Below are 15,415 nucleotides of genomic sequence, written 5' to 3' on the forward strand. Positions count from 1 at the left end.
ATGACCAAACAAGAGTTGATTGACTTTTACCAAAAAGAGTATCAAGAACATTTTATAATGGCCGAAAATCACTTGCAGGATATGATTGATTCAGCGGATGAGGTGGAAGCTGATTATTCCGAAAAACACTGGACATATCACAGAACAATCGCATCAATGTGCGAGCAGTTTGTTAAATATTTAAAGGAGTTGGAATAAATGAACCTAGAACAATTAAGACCGATACAAGCTGAGCTAGATAATCGAATTGTGGAAGAACACGGATTGCAAAATGAATATCTGCTACCAAATAAAACGGTCGCTCTACTCACTGAGCTATACGAAACAGTAAACGAAGCGCGTTGGTTTAAATTTTGGAGTAAGAACCGCAAACCGAAAACTAAAATAGAGCATTTGTGTCCAGTGTGTAACGCCACGGGTCAAGATCCGGAATTAGATCCGTATGGATGCGAAGATTGTGAGGGAACTGGAAAATTAGGTGAGTCAATTCCTTTGCTGGAAGAATTCACGGACACTGTACATTTCGCGCTCTCTATTGCCAATGATCTGGAACTGCCAGCCTATGAATATACTGAGCCGGAAAACAATGATTTAAATATACTGACTATCGGACTCACAAACATGATTACCAGGTTGCCAGTTGAAAAGAATATCGAGCAGGTATTGAATTATCTGATTAAGTTAGGTTATCAGTTAGGATTCGATGAACAGCAAGTGATTGATGAGTATTACAGGAAGAATGAGATTAATCATCATAGGCAGGAGGTTGGTTATTGATGGATTTCATTGAAATTTCTACAGACGAAGCTATTGCGAAGATTTTTGATGGTAATTTAGACAATCTGTACTTTGAAACTTATGACGGTAAAATTGTTTCATGCCAAACCAATAAAGTAATTTTCGGTAATTTGAGGGAGAGACGCTATTTTAAGAGGGTGATAACATGACTGAATCCGAAAAACGCAAACAGTATTTAATCAATGAATTACGCAAAGTAGGCAGGTTCCCAAATGCTGAACGGTGGAATCTGGCAGACCTGGAATGGGTACACATCAAAGAGAAGAATAAAGCAGCAAGAAAAATAAATGAAGGCTGTTCTTAAATGGATTGCACACTACTCATTGCCGGGGTGTTAGTGCTATTAATTTTAGGGGTGATTGAGTGAGAATTATTATAAAATCAATTGAAAGAGTGACCGAACCAATAGAATTGACAACCGCTGATGGTTTGACGGCAGAGGAAATTTTCAATGAACTAGACAGATTTATAATTAATTATGAAATATATTTTGACGACTTAGAGAAAATCAGCGACAATCTGGAAGTCAAAGAAAAAGATTTGTCCTTTTCGCGAGCTAGACAAATGATTAAGCATAATTTGATAATTGCGCTTGATGAGGTGATTGAGTGACAACAACAATCAAAATGACAAAGACGACATTCAAGAAATTAGAATCAGAATGGTACAATTATCATCATACACTTAAAGAGATTTCGAAATTACGTGAAGAGATCATGAATCCATACCAAGAAGAAGAAATGAATCATGAGGGCGGTCAATCGAATTTACCGGGGCAACCCACTGAACGGATTGCAACACGATTAACGACTAGCAAGCAACTGAACTATCTCAATGAAATCGTGGACGCTGTTGAACGGGTGTACAATGCCTTGCCAGATAATTATAAGAAAGTCGCGCGTTTGCGATACTGGAATAAAAACGGTAAGCTGAAATGGGAAGGGATCGCACTTGAAACAGGCATGAGTGAACGACAGGCCAGAAGATGGCGAAATGAGATTATACAAGCGACTGGGGAGGTTTTGGGATGGAGATAAAAGGAATGGATATAATAATCAATGATGATGGTGAAGTTGCAACATTATATGCTGCATTAATGCTTCTTGTTAAAGGAACTGAAGAAAACAAAAGACGGGGAAATTATTTAGATAGGGAAACAAAGGAAGCGTACGAAAAGGGTAAAGAAATGCTGTCTAAGCTAGAAGATGATTTATTTTAAATGTCCGACTGATGTCCGTTTTGAACCCTGTCAACCGTGTTATATTGGTACCATGGAACAAATATCCATAGAACCGCTCAGGATATTTAGTATATATTGTAAAGGCATCTGCCATTAGGTGGGTGTCTTTTATTTTGGTGCAGGGTTTAAGGGAACATTCGATATGGTGGGGTGTCGAGTATGGATATGCATGTAAACATATCATGGCAAGTTATATCAGACATATACGGCATTATGACGGTGGCATTTTATTTTGATGATGAACTATTTACCGTTGCCGCTGGTGATGCTGAGTATATGACAGAGCGATTGAAAGAGATAAATGAAAGGTAACGATTATGTATAAACAAGTCAATCCATTCTACTTACAAAAGAAATGGAAGCACAAACGTAATGTGATATTAAGGCGCGACAACTACGAGTGCCGAGAGTGTAAACGATATGGACGGGTAATGCAAGCAACAACAGTTCATCATATATATCCACTGGAAGAATATCCAGAGTACAGACTAAGGACACACAACTTGATAAGTCTTTGTGGTAATTGTCATAACATGATGCATGACCGGACAACGAACGACATTACACCTAAAGGCGAACAATGGCAAGCAAGGGTGAGAAAAATTGTCGGAGGAGTAAAAGTAAAAGCCGAACGATGAACAGCCCCCGCCTTTTAAAAATTCGAATTTAAATTATGCGGAAACCGGAGGATGGAAATTTCTCCAATAGTGCGGGCTTCACAAAAACTTTTTTGGAGGTGATGGCATGGCTAAAAAGAAGATACCGACAGTTGATACAATCAAAAAACGAACAATTGAAGATATGGAATCATTAGGCGTTTACAAGAAAGAATATCGTGATTTAATCGATATTTACGCTGATACTTACTACTCTTATTTAACCGCACAAAAAGAGTTTGAAGAAGGTGGCAGACAGTTTGAAACTATGACCGCGGCCGGAAACCCTAAAAAATCTGGTATTGTTGATAGTATTGAAAAATTAAGGAAAGACATAATTGCATACTCTGACCGGCTTTGTCTATCTCCGAAAAGTTTAGAAACCGTGACCGCAGAAAAACAAAATAAATCCACGCTCGCCAGTGTGTTGAGTAAACTAGAATGATAGAACACAAAAATTTTAAGTCGGTAAAAGAGTATGCAGAAAATATTGTTAGCGGTAAAAAGCTAGCTGGCAAAGAAATCATACAAGCTGGTGAACGATTTTTAAAAGACCTGGATAACGATAATTATGATTTCAATCCGAAAGATGCTGAATTTGTTATACAAATAATCGAAAAAACGTTTGTTCATGACCAGGGAGAAAAATTAGACGGTTCACCGATACGCGGTGAGCCCTTTTTATTGAAACCGTGGCAGAAATTTATTGTCTATAATTTACTTGGCTTTTTCAGAAAGGGAACAAAGATAAGACGCTTTAAAGAAGCATTTATTTATATTCCACGAAAGAACGGAAAAACAAGATTCGTTGCCGCTCTATCGTGGGCTATGGCTTTATTAGAAAGAAAGTCAGGTTCAAAGATATATATTGTGGGTGCTGCATTAAGGCAAGCGAGACAGTCCTTTGAATTCATCAAATTTAATGTAGACCGAATGGGAGAGTCCGAAAATTTTCGTATACTAAACAATAACCAAGAGTCCAGCATCAGCGGTGATGTGGGGGATGGTTCTTTGCACATCGAAGCACTCGCTGCTAATCCGGACAAACAGGATTCATTAAACAGTAACATTCAAATATTGGATGAGTTACATGCTTATCGTAATGCTAGGCAATATAATGTTATCAAAGAGGCTGGAAAAGCCTATACAAATAAATTGGCAATTGGCATCACGACAGCCGGTGACGACATGACTAGTTTTTGTTATCAACGATTACAGTATTGTCAAAAGATAGTGGAAGGAGCAGTATCCGATGAATCCTATTTTGTGTTCATTGCAAAAGCGGATGAGGACGAAAATGGTGATGTCGATTACACAAACCCGGAGCAACATGAAAAAGCAAACCCTAACTACGGTGTGACCATTCGGACAGAGGATATCATAGACGATGCTTTACAGGCGCAGAATGACCCGCAGCAGCGCAAGGATTTTTTGGCTTATTCCATGAACATATATACATCTGCAATGCGGGCTTATTTTAATATTGATGAATTTAAAATCTCAGATAGTCAATATGATTGGACAATCGACGATTTAGCAAAAATGCCTATTACGTGGTATGGGGGGGCTGACTTATCCAAACTACATGATTTAACAGCAGCTGGACTATACGGTAAGTATACTGATAAAAACGGAAAAGAAATTGATATTACAATCAGTCATGCTTTCTTCCCTATTGTAAGAGCAACACAAAAAGCCGATGAAGATAACATACCATTGTTTGGATGGAAAGATGACGGCGTGTTGACAATGAGTAATACACCCACAGTGAGTTATGATGATATTGTGCATTGGTTCATTGCCATGAGACAAATGGGGTTCAAAATTAAAAAAGTTGGTTTCGATAAAAAATTTGGTCGAGAATTTTTCTTGAAGATGAAAAAGGCCGGATTCCGAATTGTGGATCAACCACAGTATTTTTATAGAAAATCAGAAGGATTCAGACGTATTGAGGTTAAAGCAAAAGAGCAAGAGTTTTATTATTTAGGCAATCAAGCATTTGAATACTGTGTTCAAAACGTTCGAGCAATCGAAAAAACAGACGATATGATTCAATACGAAAAGGTTATGGATGACCAACGTATTGATTTATTCGATGCATCGGTTTTTGCGTGTTGTCAAATGTTAGAAGATATGGCAACTACAACATCAGTTAGCAAATGGCTGAATAGTTAAGGGGGGGAGGTGATTAAATGAAATGGTTTGATAGGTGGAGAAAGAAAAAACGGTCACTCAATGAAGCTGAAATAGCCTTATCCAGCGCCGGTTATTTTGACGACGCCGTGGGCTACACAAAATTATCAGATAACCCGGATGTGAGAATAGCGGTTGATAAAGTGGCAGATTTAGTTTCCAATATGACGATCCATCTTATGGAAAACACAGATGAAGGTGATAAGCGCGTCAAAAATGAGTTGTCACGGAAATTAGACATCAACCCTTACCGGTATATGACCCGTAAAAATTGGCTGTATAAAATCGTTTCAGATTTATTGTTATATGGTGATGGTAATTCGGTTGTTCATATCGGCATGGATGGTGACTTTATTGGAGAATTAACACCATTTCAAATGCAAGCGGTTGGATATAGAAGTAGCAGAAATGGTTATCAAATTGAGTATAACAATAAAAAATACGATCCGGATGAGGTTATACATTTCGTGATTAATCCTGATCCGTTATATCCATTTAAAGGTACTGGTTATCGGGCTACATTAAGAGATGTTGCCAAGAACTTGGAACAGGCCACAAAAACAAAAAACAGTTTCATGAGTGGTAAATACATGCCGAATGTGATTGTCAAGGTTGACGCAATGAACGAGGAATTAGCTTCACCGGAAGGCAGGGAATCTGTAAAAGATAAATATTTAAGTTCAACAAACGCGGGAGAACCGTGGATAATCCCTGCTGAATTGTTGGAAGTGCAGCAAGTCAAGCCGTTGTCTCTCAATGATATTGCCATTCATGAGGGCGTCGAACTGGATAAGAAAACAATTGCTGGACTCTTAGGAGTACCGGCTTTCTTTTTGGGTGTAGGTGAGTTTGATAAAGCGGAATACAATAATTTTGTCAATACGCGGATTTTTTCAATTGGACAAGTTATTTCGCAGACATTGACAAGGGATTTGTTGTTTAGTCCAGATTTGTACTTCAAACTAAACCCGCGCAGCTTATATTCATACGATTTGCAAGAAATGGTCGGCGCTGGGGTTCAGATGATTGACCGTAACGCTATGCGTAGGAATGAGTTACGAAACTGGATAGGATTGGGACCTGATGAGGATATGCACGAATTGATAGTGTTGGAAAACTATGTACCTGCTGACCAATTAGGGGATCAGCAAAAATTACAAGGTGGTGATGAATAATGGCAGATATTAATAGTTATGCACCGCAATCAGGAAGGATTATAGGCGAGGACGGAAATATTTATAACATGGTCGATCTATTACAAAACTCTGGCGGAGGCGGTGGAGATATGCTGAAAGAAACGTATGATACTAACGACGACGGTAAGGTTGACGTTGCAGAGAGTGCTGATAGTGTTGCTTGGGCTAATGTGAGTGGCAAGCCGTCAACGTATCCGCCAGAATCACACAATCATGATGGTACTTATGCGTCAGCGTCTCATTCCCACGCATCAGGTGTAGCAGCAATCGCAGACCCAACAACAGCAACGGCCGAGGATGTGGCAAATAAAATCAATGAACTACTGACAGCACTGCAAGGGGGGTGATGACAATACAGACTAGAGAGGTTTATTTTAATTCCAATTTGCAAACTAGGGAAACCGACGATAACGAAAAAGTAATTGAGGGTTATTTCATTCGGTTTAATGAGGAAACGGAATTAGCGCCGGGTATGTTTGAAGAAATTAATCCTACCGCGGTAAGCCGGAGTCTGACAAACAATGATATTTATGCTTTATTTAATCATGATTCAAAGTCACCGCTTGGCAGAACCGGCAACGGTACTTTGGAATTACGAGCAGACAATGAAGGCTTGTGGGGTAAATTGAGGTTGAATGAAAACGATCCGGAAGCAATGAGCGTTTATGCCAAAATATCGCGAAATGATATATCCGGTTGTTCATTCGGTTTCATACCGCTTGACGAGGATATACAGCACCGTGATGACGGTACAGTCAAATTCATTGTAAAGGATGCAGACATCAAGGAAGTATCGGCGGTAACCTTTCCTGCCTATCCCACAACTTCTGTACAAGCAAGGGAAAAAGATTTGGAACAACACAAAAAGCGTTTGTTTGAACAACGCAAAAAACAATTAAAGGAGCGATTAGAGCATGAGTAACCCAGTAATTCTAGGTGCAAAACTTAACATGCGCCGCGAATCACTCAGAACAATTGATGAGACAATTCAGCAGCTAAAAGAAAAGCGCGATGAACTCTATGAATCTGTGGAATCAGCCGAAACTGACGAGGATTTACAAGCCATTGAAGGTGAAGCTGATGACAACGACAAAGAAATCGAAACACAGGAATCCGAAAAACAAAAGCTAGAAGATGAAATCGCAGAATTGGAAAATAAAATCGAGGAATTGAATCAAAAAAGCCCAGATAAACAAGAAAGAAAGGATGAACGGCATATGTCAAACGAGAAATTAGAAGTAAGGGAAGCAATCAATCATTATGTCAAGACTAAAGGACAAACACGCGATGGCTTTACATCAGTAGAAGGCGGGGCGTTGATTCCAGAAGAATTACTCAGCCCACAGAAAGCACCAGAGGACGTTGTAGACCTTAGTAATTTGGTTCGGCGCGTACCTGTTAACAGCGGTTCGGGAAAATATCCAGTTATCAAAAAGTCTGGAAGCAAGATGAACTCTGTCACAGAATTAGCAAACAATCCGGAACTAGCAAAGCCAAATATTTCTGAGGTACCTTATGACGTGGAAACTTACCGCGGTTACATCCCTGTATCACAGGAAGTCATTGACGATGCTGATTATGATGTAACACAGTTGATTGCTGACGAAATATCAGATCAGGAATTAAACACTAAAAACGCCGCAATCGCCACTGTACTAAAGGCTGCCACGGCAAAAGCAGTAACCGGCATTGATGGACTTAAATCAGTGTTCAACAAAGACATCAAAAAGGTTTATAACGCAAAAGCGATCATTTCGTCTTCTCTCTATAATTCTCTTGACACGGAGAAAGACGCAAACGGACGTTATTTGCTCCAGGATGATATTACGGTAGCATCCGGCAAACGTTTATTCGGCAAAGAAGTAGTTGTTTTGGATGATGACATGATCGGCGGAGCAGACGGCGACATGGTCGGTTTTATTGGTGACCCTAAAGCAGCAGTAGCATTGTTTGACCGCAAACGCGCGTCTGTTAAATGGGTAGACAATGATGTATATGGTCAATTGCTCGCAGGTTTTGTGCGTTTCGATGTGGAAGAAACCGATTCAGAAGCCGGTTTTTATGTGACATATACAGAAGCAACATCAGCATAATAGGAGGGGTTGAATGGGCAATAAAGTTTTGAAACCATTCCAGGATAAAACGAACTTTTATAAGCTGTATGAAAAGGGCGACACCTACAAGCACAATGATGCTGATAGGGTCGCTTCTTTAGTACAAAAAGGATTTTTGCAAGAAACCAAGAACCCACCTAAGAAAAATAAGAAAGTTGATAAAGATGAATAACGAAATAGTTTCAAATGCGATGGAAATGGTCAAGGCTAGAATAGGCATAAGCACAAGTGTCCGCGATATGTATTTACAAGAGATTATACGGAGCGTAGTTACTCAATTGGAACAGGAACAAGGGTTGTCATTAAAAAGTGGCAACTCTTATCATTTGATGTTCATTGTCGATTTTTCAGTTTGGCGCTATCAAAACGTAGATGAATCAGGGGCGATCCCTAGACACTTGCAATTTCGAATGCACAATCTGGTAATCACGGGCGGTGGAAATGATGTACAATCATGAGCTTATTCTGATTCGTACAGAAACTGAATATGACGACATCGGCAACCCTATCAAAGTTGAAGAAAAAAACCCTGTATTATGCCAAGTCAATTCGATCGGTTCAAATGAATTTTACGATGCTGCTGCCCAAGGATTGAAACCGGAGATAGAATTTGTTGTACACGGCTATGAATATTTCGGTGAACAAGTTGTAGAATTCGAGGGCGTTCGGTATTCGGTTATCCGAGTATACCGTGAAAGTTTCGAAGAAATTGAATTGACATGTGAAAGGGATATTGCTAATGGATGATTTCGCAAAAGAAATTGCACAAACGTTGTCTGATTATACCGATGAAGTGACAGAAGGACTGCAGGAAGCACAGAAGGATGTTGCCAGGCAAAGCCGAAAGCGTCTGAAATCTGACAGTCCAGTTGGCGACTATGCAGGCGGCGGTGATTACGCCAAAGGGTGGCGCGCTAAAAAGATTAGGAACGGCGGTTATGTTGTTCACAACAAGACAGATTACCAACTTACACATTTACTTGAATACGGACATGCAAAACGCGGTGGTAGCGGGCGCGTAAGAGCATATCCTCATATACGAAAAGTGGAGCAACAAGCTATTGACGAATACCAACGCCGCGCAGAAAAGGTGATCCGTGGATGACCCTAAAAGAGTTAGTATCAATTTTAAGGCAATCGGGCTATCCGGTTGCCTATTCTCATTTTGATAACCCGCAGGAGTTTCCATATATAACGTATCTGACTGCTTTATCGAATAACTTCCACGCTGATGATTCGGTTTACCAGAAAGTTGATACGGTGCAGATTGAGTTATACACGGACAAAAAGGATTTACAAGCAGAAAACACAGTCGAACAATTATTGAATGAAAATAATCTGTCTTATGAAGTGACAGAAAACTATATTGACACTGAAAGAATGTTCCAAAGAATTTACGAAACAGGAGTGATATGAATGGCTAACAAAGTGAATTTTGGTCTAAAAAATGTACATTATGCACCAATTACGAATGACGAAACAACAGGCGAACGAACTTATGGATCACCGATCGCTATTCCCGGAGCAGTCGAACTCTCCCTTGAACCACGTGGGGATATGGCTGAATTTTATGCTGATGACATGCTGTATTACAGTGCCCAAAATAACCAGGGGTATGACGGAACATTGTCAATTGCAACAATCCCGGAAAAATTCTCTATTGACGCGCTGGGAGAAGAAAAAGACGAGACAGACATGGTGTTGACAGAAATTCAGAAGAATCAAGGGAAACCATTTGCGCTGATGTTTGAATTTGACGGTGATGTAAAGGCGACGCGTCATGTCATGTATTATTGCACGGCAAACCGCCCTACAGTAACCGGAGCAACACGAACGGATTCACTCGAACCTAGTCCGAATGAGTTGACGTTTATTGCAACGGCTCGGTCTGGCGATTATTACGTTAAAACAAAAACTACCACGAATACAACGGCAGAGGTTTATGATGCGTGGTACGATGCTGTATATGAAAAAACCACAACGGCATCTTAAGGCGGTGAATTAATTGGAAAAAACACTCACAATTGACGGTAAACAAATAACGTTTAAATCAACGGGTGGAACAGCGCGGCGATACCGCAATCAATTCGGACGCGATTTATTTGCCGATTTGATGAAAATGTACCCACTAATGGAATTGCAAAAAGAGGGAATCAGTACGGAAAACCTTGACTATGAAACACTTCAAACTATTGATTTTTCAGTATTCGAGAATATCGCGTGGTCGCTTGCCAAAACGGCAGACAGCAATATTCCTGACCCAGATTCATGGTTTGATAGTTTTGATGAGTTTCCAATCATGGACATCTTCCCAGAATTGCAGGAACTCATCGAGAAGTCATTACAGACTAAAAAAAAGTAAAGGAAGGGGAATCGGGCGGTGATCCACTCACTACCGATTCTCTTTTATATGCTTGCAAGACAGCCGGGCTTGATTATGAAGATATTGACAATATGGCTATTGGATTCTGTCTTGATTTTATAGATGAGTATGTCGAGCAGAATAAGCCGGAGGACAAGAAGGTTAAACAGGCTAGGCAGTCTGATTTTGATTCCTTCTAAAAGGCAGGTGAGGACATGGCTAAACGCATAAAAGGTATCACGATAGAGCTTGATGGCGAGACAAAGGGGTTAGACAAAGCATTATCCGGCATCAACAAGAAATCCCGTGATTTACAAGGTGAGTTGCGCGACGTGGAAAAGCTTTTAAAGTTTAATCCTGGCAACAGTGACCTTATACGGCAAAAATATGACTTGTTAGCTGAGCAGGTTGAGACAACATCCGACAAACTCGATCAACTTAAACAAGCTCAGTCACAGGTTGAACAGCAGTTCAAAAGTGGAAAAATTGATGGTCAACAGTATCGTGCATTCCAGAGGGAAATAACCGAAACCGAAAGTAAACTTGACCACTTTAGAGGTGAAGCTAATAAAGCCTTTGACCAGATAGAAACGCAGGGCGCGGTCAAGGAAACTGGAAGGCTAGGAAAAGCATTTGATCGGGTATCTAAAAAAGCCCAGGACATGAAAAGTGACATAAGAGATGCTACATCAAAAGCAGGAGCTGCAGCAGGCGCGGCGGCTGGTGCTGCATTAGCTGGCGTCGGAGGGCAACAAGACAGCGCCAGACGGTTGGCGAGAGTTCAAACTTCTGCTGATGCGGCAGGTGTAGATATATCAGTAGCAGAACAAGCGTACAAAGACCTTATTGCCGTAACAGGTGATGCTGATTCGGCGAGTGAAGCAGTTTCAAACCTTCTGTCAAGCGGCGTTGACGGAAGCAATTTATTAGATTATGTAGACCAAATAAACGGCGCATTTATTAATTTTAATGGAACGTTACAAGCAGAGGGTATCGCTGATGGGATTCAAGAAACATTTGCGAGCGGTGAAGCAGTCGGTCCATTTATGGAACTACTGGAACGCGCCGGAGTTGATATAGATAATTTCAATAAAAAATTAGGTGAAGCAAAGAGCGCGGGTGAAGGCACAAACTTCATTCTTGACACACTCGCTGAAAATGGCTATGGGAAGTTACTTGAAAGGTATAAAGAACTTAACCCAGAAATAGCAGAACAAGGAGAATCCCAAGCAGAACTGCAATCAAGTTTAACCAACCTTGCGACAGCCCTAACGCCTCTGCTTACAACGATAACCGATCTTGTAAACAAAGTGGCAAATTGGGCCGAAGAAAATCCGCAATTAGTTAAAACGTTAGTAATGATCGCGGGCGTTGTTGGCGCTTTGGTGGGTGTGTTTACAGCATTGGCGCCGATTTTCACAGCACTTTCAGCTCTGTCAGTAGCTCTTGGTATAGGCATGGCCCCATTGGCAGGAATTATAGCTGCTATTGTTGCTGTTATAGGAAGCTTGGTCGCAGGCGGTATACTCTTAATCAAAAACTGGGATACAGTTAAAGCCGCCGCTATGGTTACATGGGAAGCTATTAAAATGACCTTTCAAACTGTATGGCAATTTATCAAAGCTATGATAATAACCACATGGAACACAATACAAACATTTCTGATCGTCGGTTGGAACTTTATCAAAACAACAGCGCTTGCCATATGGACGGCAATTAAAATCGGAATACAAACTGTATGGAATGGTATAAAAGCAGTGACTATGACCGTGTGGAATGCAATAAAAGGATTTATTACCGGGTTATGGAATGGCATTAAAAGCACTGCATCATCAGTATTTAACGGAATCAAATCAGCTATAACCGCAGTTTGGAATGGTATTAAATCTGTTTCATCGAGTGTTTGGAATGGCATTAAAGGCACACTCACCGGCATATGGGATGGTTTGAAATCAAACGTCTCAAGCGCATTCAACACAATCAAAGACACTATCAGCGGCGTGTGGGATAGTGTTAAATCCTCCACAGATGACATATGGGATGGTATTACCGACAGTGTAAAAGGAGCTGTTAACGGTGTTATTGGTGCAATAAACGGCATGATAAATGCGCTAAACAACCTTGATATAACATTACCTAAAATACCAGATTGGGTTCCCGGCATGGGCGGCAAAGGCGGCGGTTCGATCGGCTTTCCCAACATCCCTAACATTCCGAAACTCAAAAGAGGAACAAACTATGTCGATGATGAAGGCCTGGCATACCTGCATGAAGGTGAAGCGGTTGTGCCAAAACGCTACAATCCTGCAGCTGGCGGCGGTGATATGGGCGAATTAGTACAAGCCATCAACAATTTGGCTGGCCGTGATGTTGTGCTGGCCGTCAATGATCGTGAAATTGCAAGGGCAACAGGTGGTGCTATGGCGGTTGAATTACAAAATATGAAAGTGAACAGTTCAAGAGGAAGGGGGATAAGAGGATGAATGAATCAGACGTATTAATTAATGACACAAACATCAAAGAGTATGGTCTACGTTTGCGACCAGAACATGAACATCCTTCCCCTGAAACAAGTGAAACCACAATAGACATCCCTGGTCAAATCGGTGCGCTGCCTGTGAAATCGACAACGGGAGTAAGGACGTTTAGTTTACCGTTAGGCGTTATACCGCAAGAAAATAAGTACCAATTGCAACGAAAAATACGAGCATTCACAAATGTTTTGTTTAATGAATTCGGCAGAACAAAAAAGGTTAAACTTCAATTCGGATATGAGCCGGATAAGTTCTATATGGTCAAACTCAACAGCACAATATCACCTGAAAGATTAGTGAAATTAGGCATGTTTGATTTGTCGTTTGTAGCCCACGATTCACGCGCTTATTCAAACGCTAAAAATACAGAAATAACGTGGGGAAGCAAAATAATTACGTTTGAGTACGATTATTTATTAGGACACAAGACACATACAGACGTTGATATAACAAATCCGCAAACGCTGATTTACACAGTACAAGGTCTAGCAATTAAACCAACAATCGAAATCAGCGGTAGTGCTGATTCATTGTCAATTAATACAAGCAATTACGCTATTAACCTACCTTCTTTTTACAGCGAACATTGGGTAATTGACTGCCAAAAGTATATCGTCTCCCGGAACGGTTCAAATGCTTTTAATGATGTGAAATTACGTGAGTTTCAATTGATGCCAGGTGAAAATCCTATTGAAATCACAGGAAGTAATATTGATGTGTCAATGCGCTTAACATATCGAGATAAATGGATGTGATGATATGACGACAGTTAAAGTGTTGAATAAACCAAAAACCGTTAAATTGATGAAAGCAGAAGTCCATACCGATTTTTTCTTTGTTTCACAAGACCAAGTAACGCCAGTTAATAAGGAGGGATGATAATGCCGGCGAGTTTCAGCGTCAAAGCCGGTGACACCAAAGAGCCTTTAATGTTACAGCTTTTGAACGGCGGCGAACCGGAAAATTTATATGATTGTCGTGTTAGGTTTTATTGCACTAATGGCATCAAAGGTGATGCAGAAATACGAGATGAAGAAAACGGAATCGTGTGGTATGTATTTAGTGAAAACGAAGTGTCTGATGTAGGTATATATAAAGCTGAATTTGAAGTGATTTATCCAGATTTTCATACACAGACATTTCAACAGATATGATTGCAAAAGCTGAAAGCTATGGATTAGAATCTACTGTTCTGTATTTTGAGTACCTTGTTCAAAAAGGTAAATTACAAATGTAATACTCAACTAACTGATATCGAGATCGGAATAACACAAGCGCTCATAACGGGCGCTTTTTCTTATGAAAGGAAGTGATTTAATGGCCGAATTAATACAAGAAACTGACTCACTTAATAAAGGTAGAGTTAAGTTAAATAACGCCATCAATGATGCCGAAACTGCCAGGAATACATCAGAGAACGCGGATGATAAAGCAGATCAGGCATTGTTTAATTCAGAATCTACACAAGACCAATTAGACCAGGTTGTCATAGATGGCGATTCATCAGTCGAAGCAGCACAAGCCCGTGTGGATGTAAATGGAGAATCACACCAAACACTTAAAGAACGAATTGATGATGATTACAGCGATTTGCTACAAGTCGATGAACAAATAGGAACAACCACATTCACGCGAACAAACGGATTGGTCAGTCAAATAACAACGCCAACCAAAGATGTCACATTCACACGTGATGCTGATGGTGTGGTTACAAGTATTACTGAAGTCAAAGCAAATAAAACAGTCGAAACAACATTTACTCGTGATTCAGACGGCGTTGTACAGTCTATCGATAAGGTGGTGGTTTGATGTTTACAGAGATTTTGAATAGTTTTTTGAATGTAAGGAATAAGGTTAAAGACATTAACGGTAATTGGGTTGACCAAACCAAACTGAAAGAAACACAAACAACAGCGCACGGTTCACAAATAGCTATGACGAATGGTGATGTGCCGGTTTTCGAGATTTGGGATAAGAAAGTCATTATTGATTCTTTTGAATGGTCTCCTTCAAGTGGCGCACGTACAGCCCCAATGTTGAGTGTTGAACAGGGTGTTATGCATGAAACCAATAATCAGATATTAAATACAATATCGTCCGGTCAATCTTATTACAGGGCGACAGCATTACGTTTATACGAGGACAAACACGATTATTTTGAAACCACTGAATACAATGTAGCCGATTCCCGGTTTAAAGTAATTTTGAAAAAACCAATCATATTGCCGGTGGGCGGAAAACTGATATTCCGTTCAGTTATCACACCAGAAACGGGCGATATCGTTACTTATCATGTCAACTATCGAATTATTGAGGGTTAAA

27 protein-coding genes are annotated in these 15,415 nt (G+C 40.3%); all 27 read left to right on the forward strand.

Going from position 1 to position 15,415, the window contains the following annotated elements:
* The 27 genes from AOX59_RS18855 to AOX59_RS18965 all read left to right on the forward strand — a co-directional run bounded on the left by AOX59_RS18855 (position 1) and on the right by AOX59_RS18965 (position 15,414).
* Positions 1-198, forward strand: a complete 198-nt coding sequence (locus AOX59_RS18855; protein WP_068447989.1) for a hypothetical protein — start codon at positions 1-3, stop codon at positions 196-198.
* Complete coding sequence (locus tag AOX59_RS18860; protein WP_068447991.1) at positions 199-777, forward strand: dUTP diphosphatase; 579 nt, start codon at positions 199-201, stop codon at positions 775-777.
* Positions 777-947 carry a hypothetical protein gene (locus AOX59_RS19920; RefSeq protein ID WP_156418761.1) on the forward strand — a complete coding sequence of 57 codons (171 nt, stop codon included), beginning with the start codon at positions 777-779 and terminating at the stop codon, positions 945-947. Before AOX59_RS18860 ends, AOX59_RS19920 begins: the two co-directional genes overlap by 1 nt.
* A complete protein-coding gene (locus AOX59_RS20090) occupies positions 944-1,102 on the forward strand; it encodes a hypothetical protein (protein ID WP_169792893.1) in 159 nt (52 codons plus the stop codon). Before AOX59_RS19920 ends, AOX59_RS20090 begins: the two co-directional genes overlap by 4 nt.
* A 59-nt stretch (positions 1,103-1,161) precedes the next feature.
* Positions 1,162-1,410, forward strand: coding sequence for a hypothetical protein (locus tag AOX59_RS18865; RefSeq protein WP_068447992.1), 249 nt, complete (start codon positions 1,162-1,164; stop codon positions 1,408-1,410).
* Positions 1,407-1,835, forward strand: coding sequence for a transcriptional regulator (locus AOX59_RS18870; RefSeq protein ID WP_082684272.1), 429 nt, complete (start codon positions 1,407-1,409; stop codon positions 1,833-1,835). The genes AOX59_RS18865 and AOX59_RS18870 overlap by 4 nt, the downstream gene beginning before the upstream one ends.
* The gene (locus AOX59_RS18875; RefSeq protein WP_068447994.1) at positions 1,826-2,017 is read left to right on the forward strand and encodes a hypothetical protein; all 192 of its coding nucleotides are present in this window, start codon (positions 1,826-1,828) and stop codon (positions 2,015-2,017) included. Before AOX59_RS18870 ends, AOX59_RS18875 begins: the two co-directional genes overlap by 10 nt.
* Before the next feature lie 180 nt (positions 2,018-2,197).
* Positions 2,198-2,350 (forward strand): hypothetical protein, encoded by a 153-nt coding sequence (locus tag AOX59_RS19925; protein ID WP_156418762.1) that lies wholly within the window; start codon positions 2,198-2,200, stop codon positions 2,348-2,350.
* A gap of 5 nt (positions 2,351-2,355) precedes the next feature.
* The gene (locus AOX59_RS20525) at positions 2,356-2,676 is read left to right on the forward strand and encodes an HNH endonuclease (protein ID WP_082684273.1); all 321 of its coding nucleotides are present in this window, start codon (positions 2,356-2,358) and stop codon (positions 2,674-2,676) included.
* 106 nt (positions 2,677-2,782) lie between these two features.
* Positions 2,783-3,139 carry a P27 family phage terminase small subunit gene (locus tag AOX59_RS18880; RefSeq protein ID WP_068447995.1) on the forward strand — a complete coding sequence of 119 codons (357 nt, stop codon included), beginning with the start codon at positions 2,783-2,785 and terminating at the stop codon, positions 3,137-3,139.
* Positions 3,136-4,869 (forward strand): terminase large subunit, encoded by a 1,734-nt coding sequence (locus AOX59_RS18885; protein WP_068447996.1) that lies wholly within the window; start codon positions 3,136-3,138, stop codon positions 4,867-4,869. Before AOX59_RS18880 ends, AOX59_RS18885 begins: the two co-directional genes overlap by 4 nt.
* Before the next feature lie 17 nt (positions 4,870-4,886).
* On the forward strand, positions 4,887-6,062 hold the full coding sequence (locus tag AOX59_RS18890) for a phage portal protein (protein ID WP_068447997.1): 1,176 nt from the start codon (positions 4,887-4,889) through the stop codon (positions 6,060-6,062).
* Positions 6,063-6,130: 68 nt separating this feature from the next.
* Positions 6,131-6,430 carry a hypothetical protein gene (locus AOX59_RS18895; RefSeq protein WP_156418763.1) on the forward strand — a complete coding sequence of 100 codons (300 nt, stop codon included), beginning with the start codon at positions 6,131-6,133 and terminating at the stop codon, positions 6,428-6,430.
* Positions 6,430-7,005 (forward strand): HK97 family phage prohead protease, encoded by a 576-nt coding sequence (locus AOX59_RS18900; RefSeq protein ID WP_068448000.1) that lies wholly within the window; start codon positions 6,430-6,432, stop codon positions 7,003-7,005. The genes AOX59_RS18895 and AOX59_RS18900 overlap by 1 nt, the downstream gene beginning before the upstream one ends.
* Complete coding sequence (locus tag AOX59_RS18905; protein ID WP_068448002.1) at positions 6,998-8,176, forward strand: phage major capsid protein; 1,179 nt, start codon at positions 6,998-7,000, stop codon at positions 8,174-8,176. Before AOX59_RS18900 ends, AOX59_RS18905 begins: the two co-directional genes overlap by 8 nt.
* A 13-nt stretch (positions 8,177-8,189) precedes the next feature.
* Positions 8,190-8,369 (forward strand): hypothetical protein, encoded by a 180-nt coding sequence (locus AOX59_RS18910; RefSeq protein WP_068448004.1) that lies wholly within the window; start codon positions 8,190-8,192, stop codon positions 8,367-8,369.
* Positions 8,362-8,655, forward strand: coding sequence for a hypothetical protein (locus AOX59_RS18915; protein WP_068448007.1), 294 nt, complete (start codon positions 8,362-8,364; stop codon positions 8,653-8,655). The genes AOX59_RS18910 and AOX59_RS18915 overlap by 8 nt, the downstream gene beginning before the upstream one ends.
* The gene (locus AOX59_RS18920) at positions 8,639-8,944 is read left to right on the forward strand and encodes a phage head closure protein (protein ID WP_068448008.1); all 306 of its coding nucleotides are present in this window, start codon (positions 8,639-8,641) and stop codon (positions 8,942-8,944) included. Before AOX59_RS18915 ends, AOX59_RS18920 begins: the two co-directional genes overlap by 17 nt.
* A complete protein-coding gene (locus AOX59_RS18925) occupies positions 8,937-9,302 on the forward strand; it encodes an HK97 gp10 family phage protein (protein WP_068448009.1) in 366 nt (121 codons plus the stop codon). Before AOX59_RS18920 ends, AOX59_RS18925 begins: the two co-directional genes overlap by 8 nt.
* Entirely contained in the window at positions 9,299-9,613 is a 315-nt protein-coding gene (locus AOX59_RS18930; protein ID WP_068448011.1) for a hypothetical protein, read from the forward strand. The genes AOX59_RS18925 and AOX59_RS18930 overlap by 4 nt, the downstream gene beginning before the upstream one ends.
* Complete coding sequence (locus AOX59_RS18935; protein WP_068448013.1) at positions 9,614-10,189, forward strand: major tail protein; 576 nt, start codon at positions 9,614-9,616, stop codon at positions 10,187-10,189.
* A 13-nt stretch (positions 10,190-10,202) separates the two neighbouring features.
* Positions 10,203-10,559 carry a hypothetical protein gene (locus tag AOX59_RS18940; protein WP_068448015.1) on the forward strand — a complete coding sequence of 119 codons (357 nt, stop codon included), beginning with the start codon at positions 10,203-10,205 and terminating at the stop codon, positions 10,557-10,559.
* Between the two features lie 332 nt (positions 10,560-10,891).
* Positions 10,892-13,042 (forward strand): phage tail protein, encoded by a 2,151-nt coding sequence (locus AOX59_RS18945; RefSeq protein WP_156418764.1) that lies wholly within the window; start codon positions 10,892-10,894, stop codon positions 13,040-13,042.
* Positions 13,039-13,848 (forward strand): distal tail protein Dit, encoded by an 810-nt coding sequence (locus AOX59_RS18950; RefSeq protein WP_068448019.1) that lies wholly within the window; start codon positions 13,039-13,041, stop codon positions 13,846-13,848. The genes AOX59_RS18945 and AOX59_RS18950 overlap by 4 nt, the downstream gene beginning before the upstream one ends.
* Before the next feature lie 126 nt (positions 13,849-13,974).
* Positions 13,975-14,247: a BppU family phage baseplate upper protein gene (locus AOX59_RS18955; protein ID WP_068448024.1), complete on the forward strand. Its 273-nt coding sequence runs from the start codon at positions 13,975-13,977 to the stop codon at positions 14,245-14,247.
* 163 nt (positions 14,248-14,410) lie between these two features.
* Positions 14,411-14,902, forward strand: a complete 492-nt coding sequence (locus AOX59_RS18960; protein ID WP_068448025.1) for a hypothetical protein — start codon at positions 14,411-14,413, stop codon at positions 14,900-14,902.
* Entirely contained in the window at positions 14,902-15,414 is a 513-nt protein-coding gene (locus tag AOX59_RS18965; protein ID WP_068448027.1) for a hypothetical protein, read from the forward strand. The genes AOX59_RS18960 and AOX59_RS18965 overlap by 1 nt, the downstream gene beginning before the upstream one ends.
* Position 15,415: the final 1 nt, after the last annotated feature.

This window comes from Lentibacillus amyloliquefaciens (assembly GCF_001307805.1).
In the GTDB taxonomy this organism is placed as follows: domain Bacteria; phylum Bacillota; class Bacilli; order Bacillales; family Amphibacillaceae; genus Lentibacillus; species Lentibacillus amyloliquefaciens.